Raw genomic sequence first — 15,002 nt, 5'->3', positions numbered from 1 at the left:
CCCCAGCAAAGCAAGTCCCGCCGCGTGACTACCTGTGGGAGCGGGCTTGCCCGCGATGGCGTCATATCAGCCGATATTTGCAGTGGCTGGCATACCGCTATCGCGGGCAAGCCCGCTCCCACATTTTGATCACCGGAAGGCTTCGCCCCGTGCAGCCTTCTCAAGCAACAATGCTGGCGGCGAGAACCGTTCGCCATATTGCTCGGCCAGGTAACGCGCCCGGGCAACGAAGTCGTTCAGGCCGTACTGGTTGATAAACTGCAGCGCGCCGCCACTCCACGCGGCAAAGCCAATGCCGAAGATCGAGCCGACGTTGGCATCTGCCGTGGACATCAACACGCCCTCCTCCACGCACCGCACGGTTTCAATTGCCTGAATAAACAGTAAACGGTCGCGCACATCCTGCGCTGAGATCTGTTTGCCGGGTTGTTCAAAGCGGGTTTTCAGCTCGGGCCACAGATGCTTGTGCCCGCCTGCGGGGTAGTCGTAAAAACCGCCGCCTGCCGCCTTGCCCGTGCGTTTGTATTCATTCACCAACAGGTCGATCACAGCCGTCGCCGGGTGAGCCGGCACTTGCTTGCCTTCGGCTTGCAGATCCTTCGCCGTCTGCTGTCGGATATGGCTCATCAAGCTGAGGGACACTTCATCCGACACCGCCAACGGCCCCACCGGCATACCGGCCTTGCGCGCTTCGATTTCGATCATCGGCGCTGCCACACCTTCGCCGAGCATGGCGATGCCTTCGTTGGTGAAGGTGCCGAACACCCGCGAGGTGAAGAAGCCGCGGCTGTCGTTGACCACTATCGGGGTTTTCTTGATTTGCAGTACGAAATCAAAACCTCGGGCCAGGGTTTCGTCGCGGGTGTGAGCGCCCTTGATGATTTCTACCAGCGGCATCTTGTCGACGGGGCTGAAGAAATGCAGGCCAATGAATTGGCCTTGATCGGGCACCGCTGTTGCCAGGCCAGTGATGGGCAAGGTGGAGGTGTTGGAAGCGATCACGGCATCGCTGCCGACCACGCTTTGCGCCGCCGCCGTGACCCTGGCTTTGAGTTCACGGTCCTCATACACGGCTTCGATGATCAGGTCGCAACCGGCCAGGTCGGCATCGGAGGCCGTAGGATGAATCCGCGCCAAGGTGCTTTCGCGCTGTTCGGCGGTCAATTGCCCACGACTGACTTTCTTGTCCAGCAGCGCGGCAGAATGCGCCTTGCCCTTCTCGGCCGCCGCCAGGTTGATGTCCTTGAGCACCACCTCAACGCCCGCACAGGCACTCACATACGCAATGCCCGCGCCCATCATCCCGGCGCCCAGCACGCCCACCTTACGCGTGACATAAGGGGCAAAACCTTTGGGCCGTGAGCTGCCGGCGTTGATCTCATTGAGCTGAAACCAGAAGGTGCCAATCATGTTTTTCGCCACTTGCCCGGTGACCAGCTCGGTGAAGTAGCGGGTTTCGATCAGGTGCGCGGTGTCGAAATCCACTTGGGCGCCTTCTACAGCCGCACAGAGAATTTTCTCCGGCGCGGGGAAGCAGCCATTGGTTTTACTGCGCAAAATCGACGGCGCGATGGCCAGCATCTGCGCAACTTTTGGGTTTGACGGCGTGCCGCCGGGGATCTGGTATCCCTTGGTGTCCCACGGTTGTTTGGCCTCGGGATTGGCCAAAATCCAGGCGCGGGACTTGGCCAGCAGCTCATCGCGATCCGCCGCCAGCTCATTGATCAAACCCGCCTGCAATGCCTGCTGCGGCCGCACTTTTTTACCTTCCAGCAAATACGGCAAGGCCTTCTCCAGCCCCAGCATGCGCACCATGCGCACTACCCCGCCACCGCCCGGCAACAGGCCCAGGGTGACCTCCGGCAGGCCAAGCTGAGTGGATTTGTCATCCAGCGCCACGCGGTAATGACACGCCAGGCAAATCTCCCAGCCGCCGCCCAGCGCTGCGCCATTGATCGCGGCCACCACCGGTTTACCGAGAGTTTCCAGGCGCCGCAGTTGCGCCTTCAACACCAGCACGCTGTCGTAGAAAGCCTTGGCGTGGGCTTTGTCGACTTTGATCAGTTCATTGAGGTCGCCACCGGCGAAAAAAGTCTTCTTCGCCGAGGTGATAACCACGCCGGCGATGTTGGCCTTTTCCGCCTCAAGGCGTGTGACGATGGCCGCCATGGCCTCCCGGTACACGCCGTTCATGGTGTTGGCGCTCTGGCCGGGCATGTCGAGGGTCAGCACCACAATCTGGTCCTGGCCTTTTTCGTAACGAATGGCTTCGGTCATGACAAATTCCTTGGGCTCAGAGGCGTTCGATGATGGTGGCGATGCCCATGCCACCGCCGACACACAGGGTGGCCAGGCCGTAGCGCTGCTGACGCACCTCCAGCTCGTCGAGCAGGGTGCCGAGGATCGCGCAGCCGGTGGCGCCCAGCGGGTGGCCCATGGCGATGGAGCCGCCGTTGACGTTGACTCGGGCGGCGTCGATGCCCATGTCTTTGATGAACTTGAGAACCACAGAAGCAAACGCTTCGTTGACTTCGAACAGGTCGATGTCTTCAACGCGCAGACCGGCTTTGGCCAACGCCTTGCGCGTCGCCGGTGCGGGGCCGGTGAGCATGATGGTCGGGTCGGTGCTGGTGACTGCCGTAGCGACGATGCGCGCCCGTGGTTGCAGGCCCAATTCACGGCCCTTGGCCTCGGAGCCGATCAGCATCAACGCAGCGCCGTCGACAATGCCGGAGCTGTTGCCGGGCGTGTGTACATGGTGGATACGCTCCACATGGCTGTAGACCCGCAGCGCGGTGGCGTCGAACCCCATCTGCCCCATCATTTCGAAGCTTGGCTTGAGCTTGCCGAGGCCTTCGAGGGTGGAGTCACCACGGATAAATTCATCATGGTCCAACAGCACGATGCCGTTCTGATCCTGCACCGCAATCAGCGACTTGTTGAAGGAACCGTCTGCACGCGCCCTGGCCGCTTTCTGCTGGGACTGTAGGGCGAAGGTGTCGATGTCCTGGCGGGTGAAGCCTTCGAGTGTAGCGATCAGGTCCGCACCAATGCCTTGTGGCGTGAAGTGGCTGTGCAGATTGGTCTGCGGGTCGAGCACCCAGGCGCCGCCGTCGCTGCCCATGGGCACGCGGGACATGGACTCGACACCGCCGACCACCACCAGGTCTTCGAACCTCGAGCGCACTTTCATTGCGCCAAGGTTCACCGCTTCGAGGCCCGAGGCGCAGAAGCGGTTGATCTGCACGCCAGCAACGCTGACGTCCCAGTCGGCCACCAGTGCAGCGGTCTTGGCAATGTCGGCGCCCTGGTCACCCACCGGGGTGACGCAGCCAAGGACGATGTCATCTACCTGGCGCGTGTCGAGGTCGCTGCGTTGCGCCAGCGCCGTCAGCAGGCCCGCCACCAGGTTGACCGGTTTGACGCTGTGCAGGGCACCATCGGCCTTGCCTTTGCCACGGGGCGTACGTATCGCATCAAAGATCAAAGCTTGGGTCATGACATCCTCGAGCAGCCAGTGCGTGTGTGCCTACCTTCAGGCCCGATTGACACGGTTTCAATGACCGATGCGCTCATTGCTTTTGACCCCCTCGCTCGGACGAACGGTAGGCAGCTATGGGAAACCGCTGATTAATCGTTTTAGCTGTCTAGCCCTAGGGCTGGCGCCAAGATGGCACTAAGCCTCATGCCGTTTTTAGCGCAAATACTGATTAGCTGATATGAAATGGATCTAAGCCGCGAAGAACGAGGGCTCTAAGGTTGAATCAGTAGGAAGCTGCTGCCAGGTTTTGCTGGGGCAGTTGTAAGAAAAGTGCAACGTCACATCGCGATACTGAAATTTATCGGCACGCATTTGACGCTCAGGAATAACAACAAAAGGCAGTCAGCCATGTTTAAACATTCGAAAGTACGTCAGGCGGGACTTATTCTGTTCGCCACCACACTGATTCTGATCCTGCCCAATTTAACCAAGGTTATCGGGTGACGATTCAGCCTCCAGATTCCGTGCACACACAGCACCAGGACTGCAGCTTTTGGCAGCACCTGCCAGGACATTGCGCATAGCGGTCCTGTTGCAGGGGCTGTCTTTTTGCGCGCAGCTTTCCGGTATTGTGGGCGTCACCGCCACTTCGAACCGGGCTCACTCTTGAAACCGATCATTGCCTTCCTCGCTTTGCTGTTGGCCCTGCCGGCAACGGCCGCGCAATTGACCATCGAACTCGACCACACCCGCAAGACCTGGCAGACCGCTGAGCTGCTCAAGCACCCGGATGCGCAGACGGTGCAGATCGTCGATGACGTTTCCTACAAGCGCACTATGACCTATCGCGCCGTGCCGCTGGCCTCTCTGCTACCGGGTCTGAAGCCTGCGAACCATCTGCAAGCCGTGGCCCTGGATGGGTTCGCCGCAGAACTGACAGCCGCGCCGCTTCTGGAGAAACACGGTGCCCGCGCCTGGCTGGCAGTGGAAGACCCGGCCCAGCCGTGGCCTGCACTGGCAGACGGTAAACCGAGTGCCGGGCCGTTTTATCTGGTATGGACCGACCCGCAAGCCGGGCATATCAGCCCTGAACAGTGGCCGTTCCAGGTGTCCGCGATCAAGCAATTGAAGACGGTGGCTGAGCGTTTTCCGGCCTTGTTGCCTGACCCGAAGCTGGCGGCGAATGACCCGGTCAACCAGGGCTTTGCGCTGTTTCAGAAGAATTGCCTGGCGTGTCATCGGCTCAATGGCGGCGGCGATGCGCAGGTGGGGCCGGACTTGAATATTCCCTACAACCCCACCGAGTATTTCAGCGGGGATTTCCTCAAGCGTTACATCCGCGACCCGCAGAGCTTGCGGCATTGGCCACAGGCGAAGATGCCGGCGTTTAACGCCAGTGTGCTGCCCGATGGCGAGTTGGATTTGCTGGTGGGGTACTTGAAGCATATGGCGGGGCGTAAGCAACAACCCTAAGCCCATCACAAATCCAATGTGGGAGCTGGCTTGCCTGCGATAGCGGCCTGCCAGCCCGCACAGGTGTAGCTGACCCACTGCTATCGCAGGCAAGCCAGCTCCCACACTTAAAGTGCTGTGCCTATTGCTGCTGCACCGAAATCACCGGCGTCGGCGCAACGAACACCTTGGCATGCATTTGCTCATGCCCACCGCCTCTGCGCATACCGCGCACCGGGCAGGCGTCGAGGTAATCCAAACCTACGGCCAGCTTCAAATGCCGCTCCGGTCGGGCCAGTTGGTTGGTCACGTCAAAGCTGTACCAGGCGTCATCCAGCCAGGCTTCGGCCCAGGCGTGGCTGGCCAGGTGCGTGCTGTCTTCGGTGTACAAATACCCCGACACATACCGCGCAGGTATCCCCAGGCTGCGCGCGCAGGCCAGGAACGCGTGGGTGTGGTCCTGACACACGCCTGCACGCCCGGCAAAGGCCTGGGCCGCGCAGGTGTCGACTTCGGTGGCGCCAGGCGTGTAGACCATTGATTGGTTGAGCGCGTGCATCAGGTCGATCAACGCGTTGCGATCGCGACGTTGCTGGCAGTGCTGTTGCGCAAAACCCAGCAATGCTTCATCGGGTTCTGTCAGGCGCGTGCTGCGCAGGAACGGAAACGCTGACTGGTTCTCGTGTTCCGCCTCACGCAACTCGTCGATATCCACCTGGCCTCGGGCGCCAATAATGATCGCATCGTGGGGCTCATCCAGGGTCAACACGTGCAGGATATTGCCGAACGGGTCGACTTGCGCGCGCACCGGGCGCGGCAAATCCAGCTGCCAGCTGATCACATGCTGGCGCTCGCTGTCGTGGGGCGTAAGGCGCAGGTACTGAATGCTGGCGCGCACCTGGTCTTCGTAGCGGTAGGTGGTTTCGTGGCTGATGGAGAGTCTCATGCGGCCTCCAGGTAGGAACTGTAAATGGCGTCGCCCAACTGGCGCACCAAGGGGATGAAGTCGGTCAGCCAGGCGTGCAGGCCTTCCTCGATGATTTCGTCAATGGCGGTAAAGCGCAGGCGCGCGTCCATCTCGGCGGCCAGGCGCTGGGCCGGACGGCCGTTGATGCCGGGCAGGCTGGCGAGGATCTGGTCGATCTCTTCGCTGCACGCCCTTAATGAGCGCGGGACGTCGGCGCGTAGCAACAGTAATTCAGCCACTTGCCGGGCGCCGGGCGCGTCGCGGTAGATCTCGGTGTAGGCCTCGAACGACGACAAGGCGCGCAGCAGGGCGCTCCACTGATAGTAGGCGTGGGCCGTGCCGTCGGTGACGACGGCTGCTTGGTCACCGGCCATTTCGTAGCGAGCGTCAAGCAGCCGCAGGGTGTTGTCGGCGCGTTCGATAAAGGTGCCCAGGCGAATAAAGCGAAACGCATCGTTACGCATGATGGTGCCGTAGGTGGCGCCCCGGAACAGGTGCGAGCGCTCCTTGACCCATTCACAAAAACGGCTCATGCCATAACGGCTAAGCCCTTGCCGGGCGATATCGCGAATATCCAGCCAGGTGGTGTTGATGTTTTCCCACATGTCAGCGGTAATTCGCCCGCGCACCGCATGGGCGCTGGCCCGCGCGGCGCCGAGGCAGCTGTAGATGCTCGCCGGGTTGGCCGCGTCCAGTGCGAAAAAGTGCAGCAGGCGCTCGGCATGCAACTCACCGTGACGCGCGTGGTAATCATCGAGGGTGCCGGTGATCAGCAGCGGCATGGCCAGTTCGTGCAGGCCATCGCCGCGTCCATCCTGGGGCATCAGCGACAGCGAATAGCTGACATCAAGCATGCGCGCGAGGTTTTCCGCGCGCTCCAGGTAGCGAGACATCCAGTACAAATCCGAGGCAGTTCTACTCAACATGGTTCAATCCTCGACCACCCAGGTGTCTTTGGTGCCGCCGCCCTGGGACGAGTTGACCACCAGCGAACCTTCACGCAGCGCCACGCGGGTCAGGCCGCCGGGGACCACGCGGGTTTCCTTGCCGGACAAGACGAACGGGCGCAGGTCGATATGCCGTGGCGCGATACCGTTTTCAACAAAGGTCGGGCAGGTGGATAAACACAGGGTCGGCTGGGCGATATAGGCGTGGGGTTTGGCCTTGATACGGGCGCGGAAGGCTTCGATTTCCGCCGCAGTGGAGGCTGGGCCGACCAGCATGCCGTAGCCGCCGGAGCCTTGGGTTTCCTTGACCACCAGATCCGGCAGGTTGGCCAGCACGTGGGACAATTCATCAGGCTTGCGGCATTGAAAGGTCGGCACGTTCTGCAGAATAGGCTCTTCATCCAGGTAAAAACGGATCATCTCGGTGACAAACGGGTACACCGATTTGTCATCCGCCACCCCGGTGCCGATCGCATTGGCCAGCACCACATTGCCCGAGCGGTATGCGGCCAGCAGGCCGGGCACGCCGAGCATTGAGTCGGGGTTGAAGGCCAGCGGGTCGAGGAACGCATCGTCGAGGCGACGGTAGATCACGTCCACGGCCTTGGGACCGTCGGTGGTGCGCATGAACACACGGTCATCACGCACGAACAGGTCGGCGCCCTCCACCAGTTCCACGCCCATCTCACGAGCCAAAAAGGCATGCTCGAAAAACGCACTGTTGAAACGCCCTGGTGTCAGCACCACCACGCTTGGGTTATCCAGTGGGCTTGAGCTTTTCAGGGTGTCGAGCAGCAGGTTGGGATAGTGGTCGATGGGCGCAATGCGCTGGGCCGCAAACAGTTCCGGGAACAGGCGCATCATCATCTTGCGGTCTTCGAGCATGTAGCTCACACCGCTTGGCGTGCGCAAATTGTCTTCCAGCACGTAGTACGTGCCGTCACCGTCGCGCACGAGGTCGACGCCGGAGATGTGGGAATACAGATCACGGTGCAGGTTCAGGCCCTGCATGGCCAGTTGGTATTGGTCATTGGCCAGCACTTGTTCGGCGGGGATGATGCCGGCCTTGATGATGCGTTGCCCGTGGTACAGGTCGGCCAGGAACAGGTTCAGCGCCTTGACCCGTTGAATGCAGCCACGCTCGACCATCCGCCATTCACTGGCGGGAATGCTGCGCGGGATGGTGTCAAACGGGATCAGGCGCTCGGTGCCCTGCTCGTCCCCGTAAAGGGTGAAGGTGATGCCGGCACGGTGGAACAGCAAATCGGCTTCACGCCGACGTTGCGCGAGCAGTTCGGCGGGCGTATCAGCCAACCAGCGGGCGAACTCGCGGTAATGGGGCCGGACCTGCCCTGCCCCGTCGTACATTTCATCGTAATAAGTGCGGGTCATGCCGTACTCCTTGTCACTCGGACGCAAGCAGTGTTGCAAGGCCCGCGCCATCGGCATAAACACTTAAAAATCAGTGAGTTGAATAAACAACGGAATCCACTCGCACCTTCCTGGTGCGTAGAATGCCCGCCGTCACGCCCCGCGCTTCATCGTAATGCGGGTTTTGACTATCAACAGCATAGCCAGAGTTGATTTCACTGCCCGCCCCGCCTTGCGGATAATCACCCCCATCGGCTGAACAGGACACGTCCTACAGTTTCAGCGAACCGCTCTTCCCTTTGGGCCACCCTGTTTGGGTGGCTTTTTTTTGGTGCAAGAAAAGTGAGGTGGCGGTTAGGAGATTTCATACAGCACACACAAAAACGGCCGACCCGAAGGTCAGCCGATACGCTGCTTTACTCATACAAATCGCACTACATGGGTAACCCACGCACCTCCTGCTTGACGCCCCATCCCTCGATGATGCCGCCCAGCGGTTCCACCACCGCCTCAAAGTCTTGCTCGAAGTCTCCTATGCCGTCGTAGGTTGCGAACATGATTTTGCTCAACTCCAGGTACCAGGCGCCATCGTCGCGCGCGCTGACCTGGGCATTCAGGGATTCCCCGCGAAAGCGACCCGCAGCCCTGCGCGCACGTTCCTCATCCGGGAAAATGGCGTAGAACTCGATGGGGTGAAAACGCGAGAAGTCGAACCCGCCTTCTTTCATCCGGCGCAGTACGTTGGTGCTGATGTCTTCTTGATAGGCTGTGCTCATGAAACGTCCTCCTCAAACCGATGGATAGACTTTCCGTGCTTCCCGAAGCCCGCGCCCTACTGGCGCGGGAGCTACGACAAATACAACACCGTTGGAAAACAAGCCTGTAGCTGACAAGACCAGACCTTAGCGATTCATTCGCTGATCTCAATTGCAGAGTAGCGCGAAGCTATCACCTCCACCAGAGGGGTTTCGTGGTCCTACAGGAAATGTTCAGGCGGCGGGTGAGATGTCGAGGATTTGAATGCTGTTCTGATCTTTGAGGATCTTGACCGTCGGCTCGGGCTTGCGGCCCTCCAGGTCATTGAGATCAAGTTCGGCGGCCACGGGCACGAGCTTGTTGCGGATCATGTGCGCCGCATCTTCGAGGCTGGGCTTTTGCGCGCAGGCGAACTGCTCCACGGTCTTTACACCGTGATCATCTACGAAGGTAATCTGCCACGTTTGCATCGGTGCCTCCTCGATAAAGCCCATGTGTGGGCTCACATCTATCTGGACCTTGAGCGGTCGGCAAACGTTCCACTCAAGGCCTGAGGCACCGGATCAACTGCGCTTATTTTTCAGCGTGTTCTTTCAAGGCTTTCAAGGTGTTAAACGGTGCGTCCACCACGAACTTGTTGGCCAGCCACGATGGCACGCTGCCGCCTGGCTCGGTGTGCACCTGGTAAGTGACTTCGGTCTGGTTATCGCCCTTTGGCACCAGTTTCCAGTAACCGTCCACTTGGGCTACGCGCACGTAACCTTTGACTTCGGGCTGATAAGTCGGCACTTCCAGCAGTTTGCGGGTCACGGTGCCGTCGGCGGCCTTGGAGGTGGTGATCTCCAGGATCGAGTCGCGGTCGGTCACCGGAAACGGCGCCTTGAACTGAGTGTAGGTCCAGCTCTTGTCACCTTCGGTCTTGAGCAGTTTTTGCGATTTGCATTCGTGGATCCAGGCGCAGGCACCGGCCACGTCTTCCTGCAGGGCCTGGATCTTGGCGACGGGGGCTTTGATCAGGGTGACACCGCGATAAGCCTTGTACTTGGAGCCGGCAATTTCGCTCAAGGACACTTTGATACCGTCTTCGTCCTTGGCGACTTGCCAATCTTCAGCCTGGGCAGTGGCAGCAAACAACACCGTAAAACCGCACAAGACAGCCAATCGTTTCAACGAACCCATTGTTGTATTCCTTATTTTTGAAGTTCCGATAGTAAAGCCCATCAAGCCGCCGTCATCTGCTCCCACCAGCCGATCAAACGGATCGCATCGGCCTGATCATTGCCGCACACCTCAAGGTCTGCCTTGAAATCACTGCACACCGCCGGCCGCTCCGGTTGCCCGAACAGCTGGCATAGCTGTTCGACCGACAGGTGCAGGCAACGTTCTCCCGCAGGTTTGCCATTGGGCATTCCCGGTAACGGTGAACTGATGGAGGGGGCAATGCAGCATGCGCCACAGCCTTCACGGCATTTCATGACCAGCAGGTCCTCGACGACTCAATATGGATGGCCGGGCTAGAGTACGCCCTTAAACAGCCGTTTTAAAATGGTCTAACAGGGGTTTTTCGCACAAAACAAAAGTGACCGACCAGTCTGCGACAGATGGTCGAGGGCGTGCGTCACCTAAGCGCGCAATTTTATTGCTTGAATTCGAAATCCAGCGCAGCGCCTTCAATGTCGCGGCGCTCTTCGTTACGCAGCTGCAACTGCATCTGGTTGCTCAGTAGGCGGCCATTGATCTGGAACGCGCTGTTGTCGGTGGGTTTTTCCGCAAACATCGGCGGCAACAGCGGCACACTCTTGGGCTTAGGCATAGTGCCGAGGGGCTGCAAGTGCCTGACCATTTCGGTTGGCAAGGACAGGTCCAACTGTGCCGGTGGCAGTTTGGTCTGGGCTACTTCGTGGGCAGATTTGGATTTACTCGCCACCGGTGCACGTTTTTTCACGACGCCGGTTTTTTTCTTGGCCGCCGGGGCTTTTTTAACCGGCGCCGGTTTCTTCGCCGAAGTCTCCTGCTGGGTATTGGCTGCGGGCTTGCTTTCAGTCACGGGGGCTGCCGCCAGGACGGTGCCGACGTTACACAGACTTAACAGGCCAATTACCACAACAGCACGAAAAATAGAGGTCATATTGCCTACAGCATTAACGGCAGAGGGCCATATGCTCGCTTGTTGAACGCGGCATGACAAGCCTGCTGATCAGTCGGTCAACATGAGTGTCCCCTTTACGCGCCTCAGCCCTGGTTCAAAACCCGGCCGCAGTTTCCTGGCACAACTGGCTGGCCAACATCCCCAGCGTCATCAGCGCCCGCTCTGCCTCACGGTTCCACGGCGTGCCGCAGTTAAGGCGAATACAGTGGTTAAACTGTTCCGTATTACTGAAGATGACTCCCGGTGCAATGCTGATGCCCTGCTGCAGCGCACGCACGTGCAGTTCCTGGGTATTGACCCTGCCGGGCAAACTGACCCACAGGATAAAGCCGCCGGTCGGCCGGGTCATCTGCGTGCCTTCGGGGAAATACTGCTGCACCGCCAGCTGGAATGCGCTGAGGTTCTTGCGGTATTCCTGGCGGATGTAGCGCAGGTGCCGGTCGTAGCCACCGTTCTCCAGGTACGCCGCCACACCCATCTGGGTGACGCTGCACGCCGAGTGGGTGCTGAACATTTGCAGCCGCTGGATTTCCTGCTGGTACTTGCCGGCAATCATCCAGCCGATGCGCACGCCGGGGGACAGGGTTTTGGAGAAACTCGAGCAGTAGATCACCCGATCCAGGCGGTCATAGGCTTTGAGCGCCTTGGTGCGGCCCAGTTCGAACATCAGCTCGCCGTAGATATCGTCCTCGACGATCTGGATATCGAAATCCGAGGCCAGGCGCAGCAACTGTTTCTGCCGTTCCTCGGGCATGGTCGCGCCCAGCGGATTGCTCAGGCGCGTGGTCAGCACCAAGGCCTTGATCGACCATTGGTTGGCCGCCAGTTGCAGCGCCTCAAGGCTCATGCCCGTAGCCGGGTCGCTGGGGATCTCGATGACTTTGAGGCCCAGCAGGTCGGCCAGTTGCAGCAAGCCGTAATAGGTCGGTGATTCAGCCGCGATGAGGTCGCCCGGACGGGTCAGTACGCGCAACGACATCTGCAACGCATCAACGCACCCGTGGGTGATCACCACTTCGGAGGGGTCCACTACCACGCCAGCATCGCGCATGCGAATCGCCACCTGGCGGCGCAATGGTTCAAAACCCGGGCTGAACATGTAGCTGAAGGCCCGCGGGCTTTGGAAGCGCGTGACCTTGGCCAGTTGCTGGTGCAACGCGCGCACCGGCAAATAATCGACACTCGGCACGGCCGCACCCAACGGGAACACGCCTTCGCGGCGCGACTCGACCAATACCTGCTGGATAATGCTGCTGCGCGTGACCAACCCCGGACGCTCAACCCGGGCGATATCCGGCGTCGGCGCAGTGAGCGCAGGCGTCTGGTGCACGTAATAACCCGACTGCGGCCGCGCGCGGATCAGCCCCTGGTCTTCCAGGTTCGCATACGCCTGCAACACCGTGGCGTGGCTGACGTTGAGCTGTGAGCTCATCTTGCGCACCGAAGGCACGCGCTCGCCGGGTTGATAGACACCGCGCCGGATGTCCTCAGCCAGTTGCTGGGCGATACGTTGGTAAAGCAACAGATTGGTCATGACGCAGCACTCGATTTCACGGGTATTTTATTTTTGTGTGAAACATACCGGCACAGTTTAGAAGTGTACGGGGACAGTTGCCACAATAGTCGAGCGCGGGCGGCAGTGATAGAGAAAACTGTAGGGGTAAGGTGCATAAAAAAACCGATCAATGATCGGTTCTGTGTGTACACGGCAACCTGTGGGAGCTGGCTTGCCTGCGATAGTATCGCCTCGGTTTGCCTGACATACCGAGGCGCCTGCATCGCAGGCAAGCCAGCTCCCACATTGATCGATGCAGGTTTTTAGCGGGCGGCGCCCAGTTGGCCTTTTTCGTCGGAGAACACAATTTCCACCCGGCGGTTCTGCGCGCGGCCGCGCTCTGAGGCGTTGGCCTCTACCGGGTACTGGTCACCGTAACCCTCGACCTGGATACGTTTTTCATCAATGCCCAGGTCCATCAGCACATCGGCCACCGATTGCGCACGGTCGCGCGACAGCTTGAGGTTTTCCTGCTCGCCACCGGTGTTGTCGGTATAACCCTCGATGCGCACCACGCGCTTGGGGTTCAACTGCAAGAACTGCACAATTTTCAGCACGGTGCGGTTGGCCGAGTTTTGCAGCTCGGCGTCACCGGTGTCGAACAACACATCGCCCAACGTCATGACCAGGCCGCGATTGGTCTGGGTGGTGGTCAGGCTGGCGATTTGCTCTTCGAGCCATTTGCCTTGCTGCTGCACGCTCGCCAACTTGCTCTCACGCAGGGCCAATTGCAGGCGCTGGCGTTCCAGCTCCAGCTTGGTGCCGCGCTCGGCGTTGAGCCCCTGCTCGGTGTGTTCGCGGGCGATCTCACTGTAGCGCTGGCTCAGGTAGGCGTAATGCACCACGTCGGGGCCGCTGCCCCAGTAGCTGGACAAGCGATCGGCGCGGGCCAGGGATTCGCCGGCACGAATCACATCCTTGGGCGCAAAACGCAGCACATTCGCGTCTTCCTTGACCTTCTGGAAGTCGCTGCCGGCCTGCTGCAACGCCTGCTCGCTGTTGGGATGGCTGGCGCAACCGCCCAACGTCGCGCTGCCCAGCAGCAGCACACAGCTCAAACCACGGATCAGCGGGCTCATTGGGCTTCTCCCAGCTGCAATTGTTTGCGCAGTCGGGCGATGCGGGTGTTAAGCACGTTCAACTGTTCCTGGCTTTTGCGCGTCAATACCCGCGCTTCAGCCAGACGCGCGTCCAGCTCGGCCTGTTCGGCCTGCATGCGCGCATCTTTGTAGGATTGGTCGGCCATGTCGGCCCGGGCCTTGGCGAACTTGTCTTCAGCCAGTTTCAGTTCAGGCGATTCATCGGTGCTGGCGCCCACGGCGTTGGCCTGTTCCAAGGCCTGCTGGGTGAGGCGTATTTGTTCGTTCGGCGCAGGATCAGCTGCACATCCCGCCAGAGCGACAACGGCGAGGGCCGCGAGAAGAGGTCGAAGAGTCACTGAAAATCCTTACTTTGCTGGGGTGCCGACGGGTTGCTGCAATTGCGCTTTCCAGCGTTCGAGGTTGCGCTGCAAAGCGGCTTGCGCGACACCAGACGCGGGTAATTCTGTCATCTTTTTCGCCAGCTGTCCGCGCAGCCACGGATCGTTGCAGGCGGAGTTGTGGGAAATCGCCAGGTACAGGCCGGGCTGGTCGACGGGTATTTCACGGGCGACAAGGTCGTTGCTCATGCCCAGCGTCTGGGCCATGGCCATGCCCGAGTAGCGCCCGGCCAGCACGTAGTCGACTTCACCCAGCAGCAGTTTCTGGAACGCCGGGGTCAAGTTGGGCAGGCGTTGCAAGCTGAGCTGCTGGCCGGCGAAGGTGTCGAAACCAGCGCTCAAGCGCGCACGCTCGGAGACCGCGCCTTTATGCCCGTGCAAGTCGTCAGCAGTGGTGTAAACCAGCGGTGAATCCTTGCGCGTCCACACCAGGTAGTCGATCTGCACCAGTGCCGGATGGATGTAGTCGAGGGTTTCCAGCTCGCCCAGGTTCAGCGGCGCATCGGCGAGGATGTCCATGCGCCCGCTGCGCACTTCATCCAGGGCCAGGGAGCGTTTGCCGCCGTAAAGCAGGTCGATTTTAAGGCCCAGGTCCTTGCCGATTTGTTGCAGTACATCAGCCGTGGCGCCGATCAGGTGCGTTGGGTCTTGAGGGTCACGCCACAGCAACGGCGGCGCGTCCGGGCTGCCGGTGATCACCAGGCGCTCACACTTGCCGGCAGCCAGCGCGAGGCCAGGCAGTAGCGCCAATCCAAGTGTCAGTGCCAGCAATACGGGACGCAGATCCATGGCGGTTTCTCCGATGTTCAAAAAAGCCGGGCAAAAAAAAGCCCGGTCACAAGAC

Annotated in this window: 15 protein-coding genes; 1 reads left to right on the top strand and 14 read right to left on the bottom strand. The window is 60.2% G+C overall.

Translation table 11 applies throughout. The features are described 5' to 3' along the window. Positions 1-129: 129 nt before the first annotated feature. The gene (locus ACQY47_RS22050; RefSeq protein ID WP_428551836.1) at positions 130-2,277 is read right to left on the bottom strand and encodes a 3-hydroxyacyl-CoA dehydrogenase NAD-binding domain-containing protein; all 2,148 of its coding nucleotides are present in this window, start codon (positions 2,275-2,277) and stop codon (positions 130-132) included. A gap of 16 nt (positions 2,278-2,293) precedes the next feature. Beyond that, positions 2,294-3,499 (bottom strand): acetyl-CoA C-acetyltransferase, encoded by a 1,206-nt coding sequence (locus ACQY47_RS22045; protein WP_428551833.1) that lies wholly within the window; start codon positions 3,497-3,499, stop codon positions 2,294-2,296. Between the two features lie 648 nt (positions 3,500-4,147). On the opposite strand from ACQY47_RS22045, the gene ACQY47_RS22040 reads away from it, so the two are divergent. Then, positions 4,148-4,954, top strand: coding sequence for a c-type cytochrome (locus ACQY47_RS22040; protein ID WP_428551830.1), 807 nt, complete (start codon positions 4,148-4,150; stop codon positions 4,952-4,954). Between the two features lie 121 nt (positions 4,955-5,075). Here ACQY47_RS22040 and ACQY47_RS22035 read toward each other — a convergent pair whose 3' ends face one another. From ACQY47_RS22035 to ACQY47_RS21980, 12 genes are all read right to left on the bottom strand, one after another. Further along, positions 5,076-5,879 (bottom strand): transglutaminase family protein, encoded by an 804-nt coding sequence (locus tag ACQY47_RS22035; RefSeq protein WP_428551827.1) that lies wholly within the window; start codon positions 5,877-5,879, stop codon positions 5,076-5,078. After that, positions 5,876-6,826, bottom strand: a complete 951-nt coding sequence (locus ACQY47_RS22030) for an alpha-E domain-containing protein (protein WP_017138328.1) — start codon at positions 6,824-6,826, stop codon at positions 5,876-5,878. Before ACQY47_RS22030 ends, ACQY47_RS22035 begins: the two co-directional genes overlap by 4 nt. A 3-nt stretch (positions 6,827-6,829) precedes the next feature. Continuing rightward, complete coding sequence (locus ACQY47_RS22025; protein ID WP_017138329.1) at positions 6,830-8,239, bottom strand: circularly permuted type 2 ATP-grasp protein; 1,410 nt, start codon at positions 8,237-8,239, stop codon at positions 6,830-6,832. A gap of 413 nt (positions 8,240-8,652) precedes the next feature. Further along, entirely contained in the window at positions 8,653-8,994 is a 342-nt protein-coding gene (locus ACQY47_RS22020; RefSeq protein WP_003193463.1) for a ribonuclease E inhibitor RraB, read from the bottom strand. 213 nt (positions 8,995-9,207) lie between these two features. Beyond that, the gene (locus tag ACQY47_RS22015; RefSeq protein WP_026013791.1) at positions 9,208-9,444 is read right to left on the bottom strand and encodes a hypothetical protein; all 237 of its coding nucleotides are present in this window, start codon (positions 9,442-9,444) and stop codon (positions 9,208-9,210) included. A gap of 103 nt (positions 9,445-9,547) precedes the next feature. After that, positions 9,548-10,153 (bottom strand): START domain-containing protein, encoded by a 606-nt coding sequence (locus ACQY47_RS22010; protein WP_017138332.1) that lies wholly within the window; start codon positions 10,151-10,153, stop codon positions 9,548-9,550. A gap of 41 nt (positions 10,154-10,194) precedes the next feature. Then, a complete protein-coding gene (locus ACQY47_RS22005; protein ID WP_017138333.1) occupies positions 10,195-10,449 on the bottom strand; it encodes a YkgJ family cysteine cluster protein in 255 nt (84 codons plus the stop codon). Positions 10,450-10,610: 161 nt separating this feature from the next. Then, positions 10,611-11,102 carry a translation initiation factor 2 gene (locus ACQY47_RS22000; RefSeq protein ID WP_428551820.1) on the bottom strand — a complete coding sequence of 164 codons (492 nt, stop codon included), beginning with the start codon at positions 11,100-11,102 and terminating at the stop codon, positions 10,611-10,613. A gap of 115 nt (positions 11,103-11,217) precedes the next feature. Next, a complete protein-coding gene (locus ACQY47_RS21995; protein WP_017138335.1) occupies positions 11,218-12,657 on the bottom strand; it encodes a PLP-dependent aminotransferase family protein in 1,440 nt (479 codons plus the stop codon). A 284-nt stretch (positions 12,658-12,941) separates the two neighbouring features. After that, the gene (locus tag ACQY47_RS21990) at positions 12,942-13,757 is read right to left on the bottom strand and encodes an OmpA family protein (protein ID WP_428551817.1); all 816 of its coding nucleotides are present in this window, start codon (positions 13,755-13,757) and stop codon (positions 12,942-12,944) included. Beyond that, positions 13,754-14,116, bottom strand: a complete 363-nt coding sequence (locus tag ACQY47_RS21985) for a DUF4398 domain-containing protein (RefSeq protein WP_099548765.1) — start codon at positions 14,114-14,116, stop codon at positions 13,754-13,756. The genes ACQY47_RS21990 and ACQY47_RS21985 overlap by 4 nt, the downstream gene beginning before the upstream one ends. A 9-nt stretch (positions 14,117-14,125) precedes the next feature. After that, complete coding sequence (locus ACQY47_RS21980) at positions 14,126-14,947, bottom strand: substrate-binding periplasmic protein (protein ID WP_428551812.1); 822 nt, start codon at positions 14,945-14,947, stop codon at positions 14,126-14,128. Positions 14,948-15,002: the final 55 nt, after the last annotated feature.

It is taken from the genome of Pseudomonas edaphica (genome assembly GCF_965277385.1).
Taxonomy (GTDB): Bacteria; Pseudomonadota; Gammaproteobacteria; order Pseudomonadales; family Pseudomonadaceae; genus Aquipseudomonas; species Aquipseudomonas edaphica.
Note: the sequence above shows the minus strand (reverse complement) of the source record. Positions and strands in the feature narration are given on the sequence as shown.

Coding starts and splice junctions, on each gene's coding strand:
- ACQY47_RS22050 (WP_428551836.1), bottom strand. CDS start 2,277: ATGACCGAAGCCATTCGTTACGAAAAAGGCCAGGACCAGATTGTGGTG.
- ACQY47_RS22045 (WP_428551833.1), bottom strand. CDS start 3,499: ATGACCCAAGCTTTGATCTTTGATGCGATACGTACGCCCCGTGGCAAA.
- ACQY47_RS22035 (WP_428551827.1), bottom strand. CDS start 5,879: ATGAGACTCTCCATCAGCCACGAAACCACCTACCGCTACGAAGACCAG.
- ACQY47_RS22030 (WP_017138328.1), bottom strand. CDS start 6,826: ATGTTGAGTAGAACTGCCTCGGATTTGTACTGGATGTCTCGCTACCTG.
- ACQY47_RS22025 (WP_017138329.1), bottom strand. CDS start 8,239: ATGACCCGCACTTATTACGATGAAATGTACGACGGGGCAGGGCAGGTC.
- ACQY47_RS22020 (WP_003193463.1), bottom strand. CDS start 8,994: ATGAGCACAGCCTATCAAGAAGACATCAGCACCAACGTACTGCGCCGG.
- ACQY47_RS22015 (WP_026013791.1), bottom strand. CDS start 9,444: ATGCAAACGTGGCAGATTACCTTCGTAGATGATCACGGTGTAAAGACC.
- ACQY47_RS22010 (WP_017138332.1), bottom strand. CDS start 10,153: ATGGGTTCGTTGAAACGATTGGCTGTCTTGTGCGGTTTTACGGTGTTG.
- ACQY47_RS22005 (WP_017138333.1), bottom strand. CDS start 10,449: ATGAAATGCCGTGAAGGCTGTGGCGCATGCTGCATTGCCCCCTCCATC.
- ACQY47_RS22000 (WP_428551820.1), bottom strand. CDS start 11,102: ATGACCTCTATTTTTCGTGCTGTTGTGGTAATTGGCCTGTTAAGTCTG.
- ACQY47_RS21995 (WP_017138335.1), bottom strand. CDS start 12,657: ATGACCAATCTGTTGCTTTACCAACGTATCGCCCAGCAACTGGCTGAG.
- ACQY47_RS21990 (WP_428551817.1), bottom strand. CDS start 13,757: ATGAGCCCGCTGATCCGTGGTTTGAGCTGTGTGCTGCTGCTGGGCAGC.
- ACQY47_RS21980 (WP_428551812.1), bottom strand. CDS start 14,947: ATGGATCTGCGTCCCGTATTGCTGGCACTGACACTTGGATTGGCGCTA.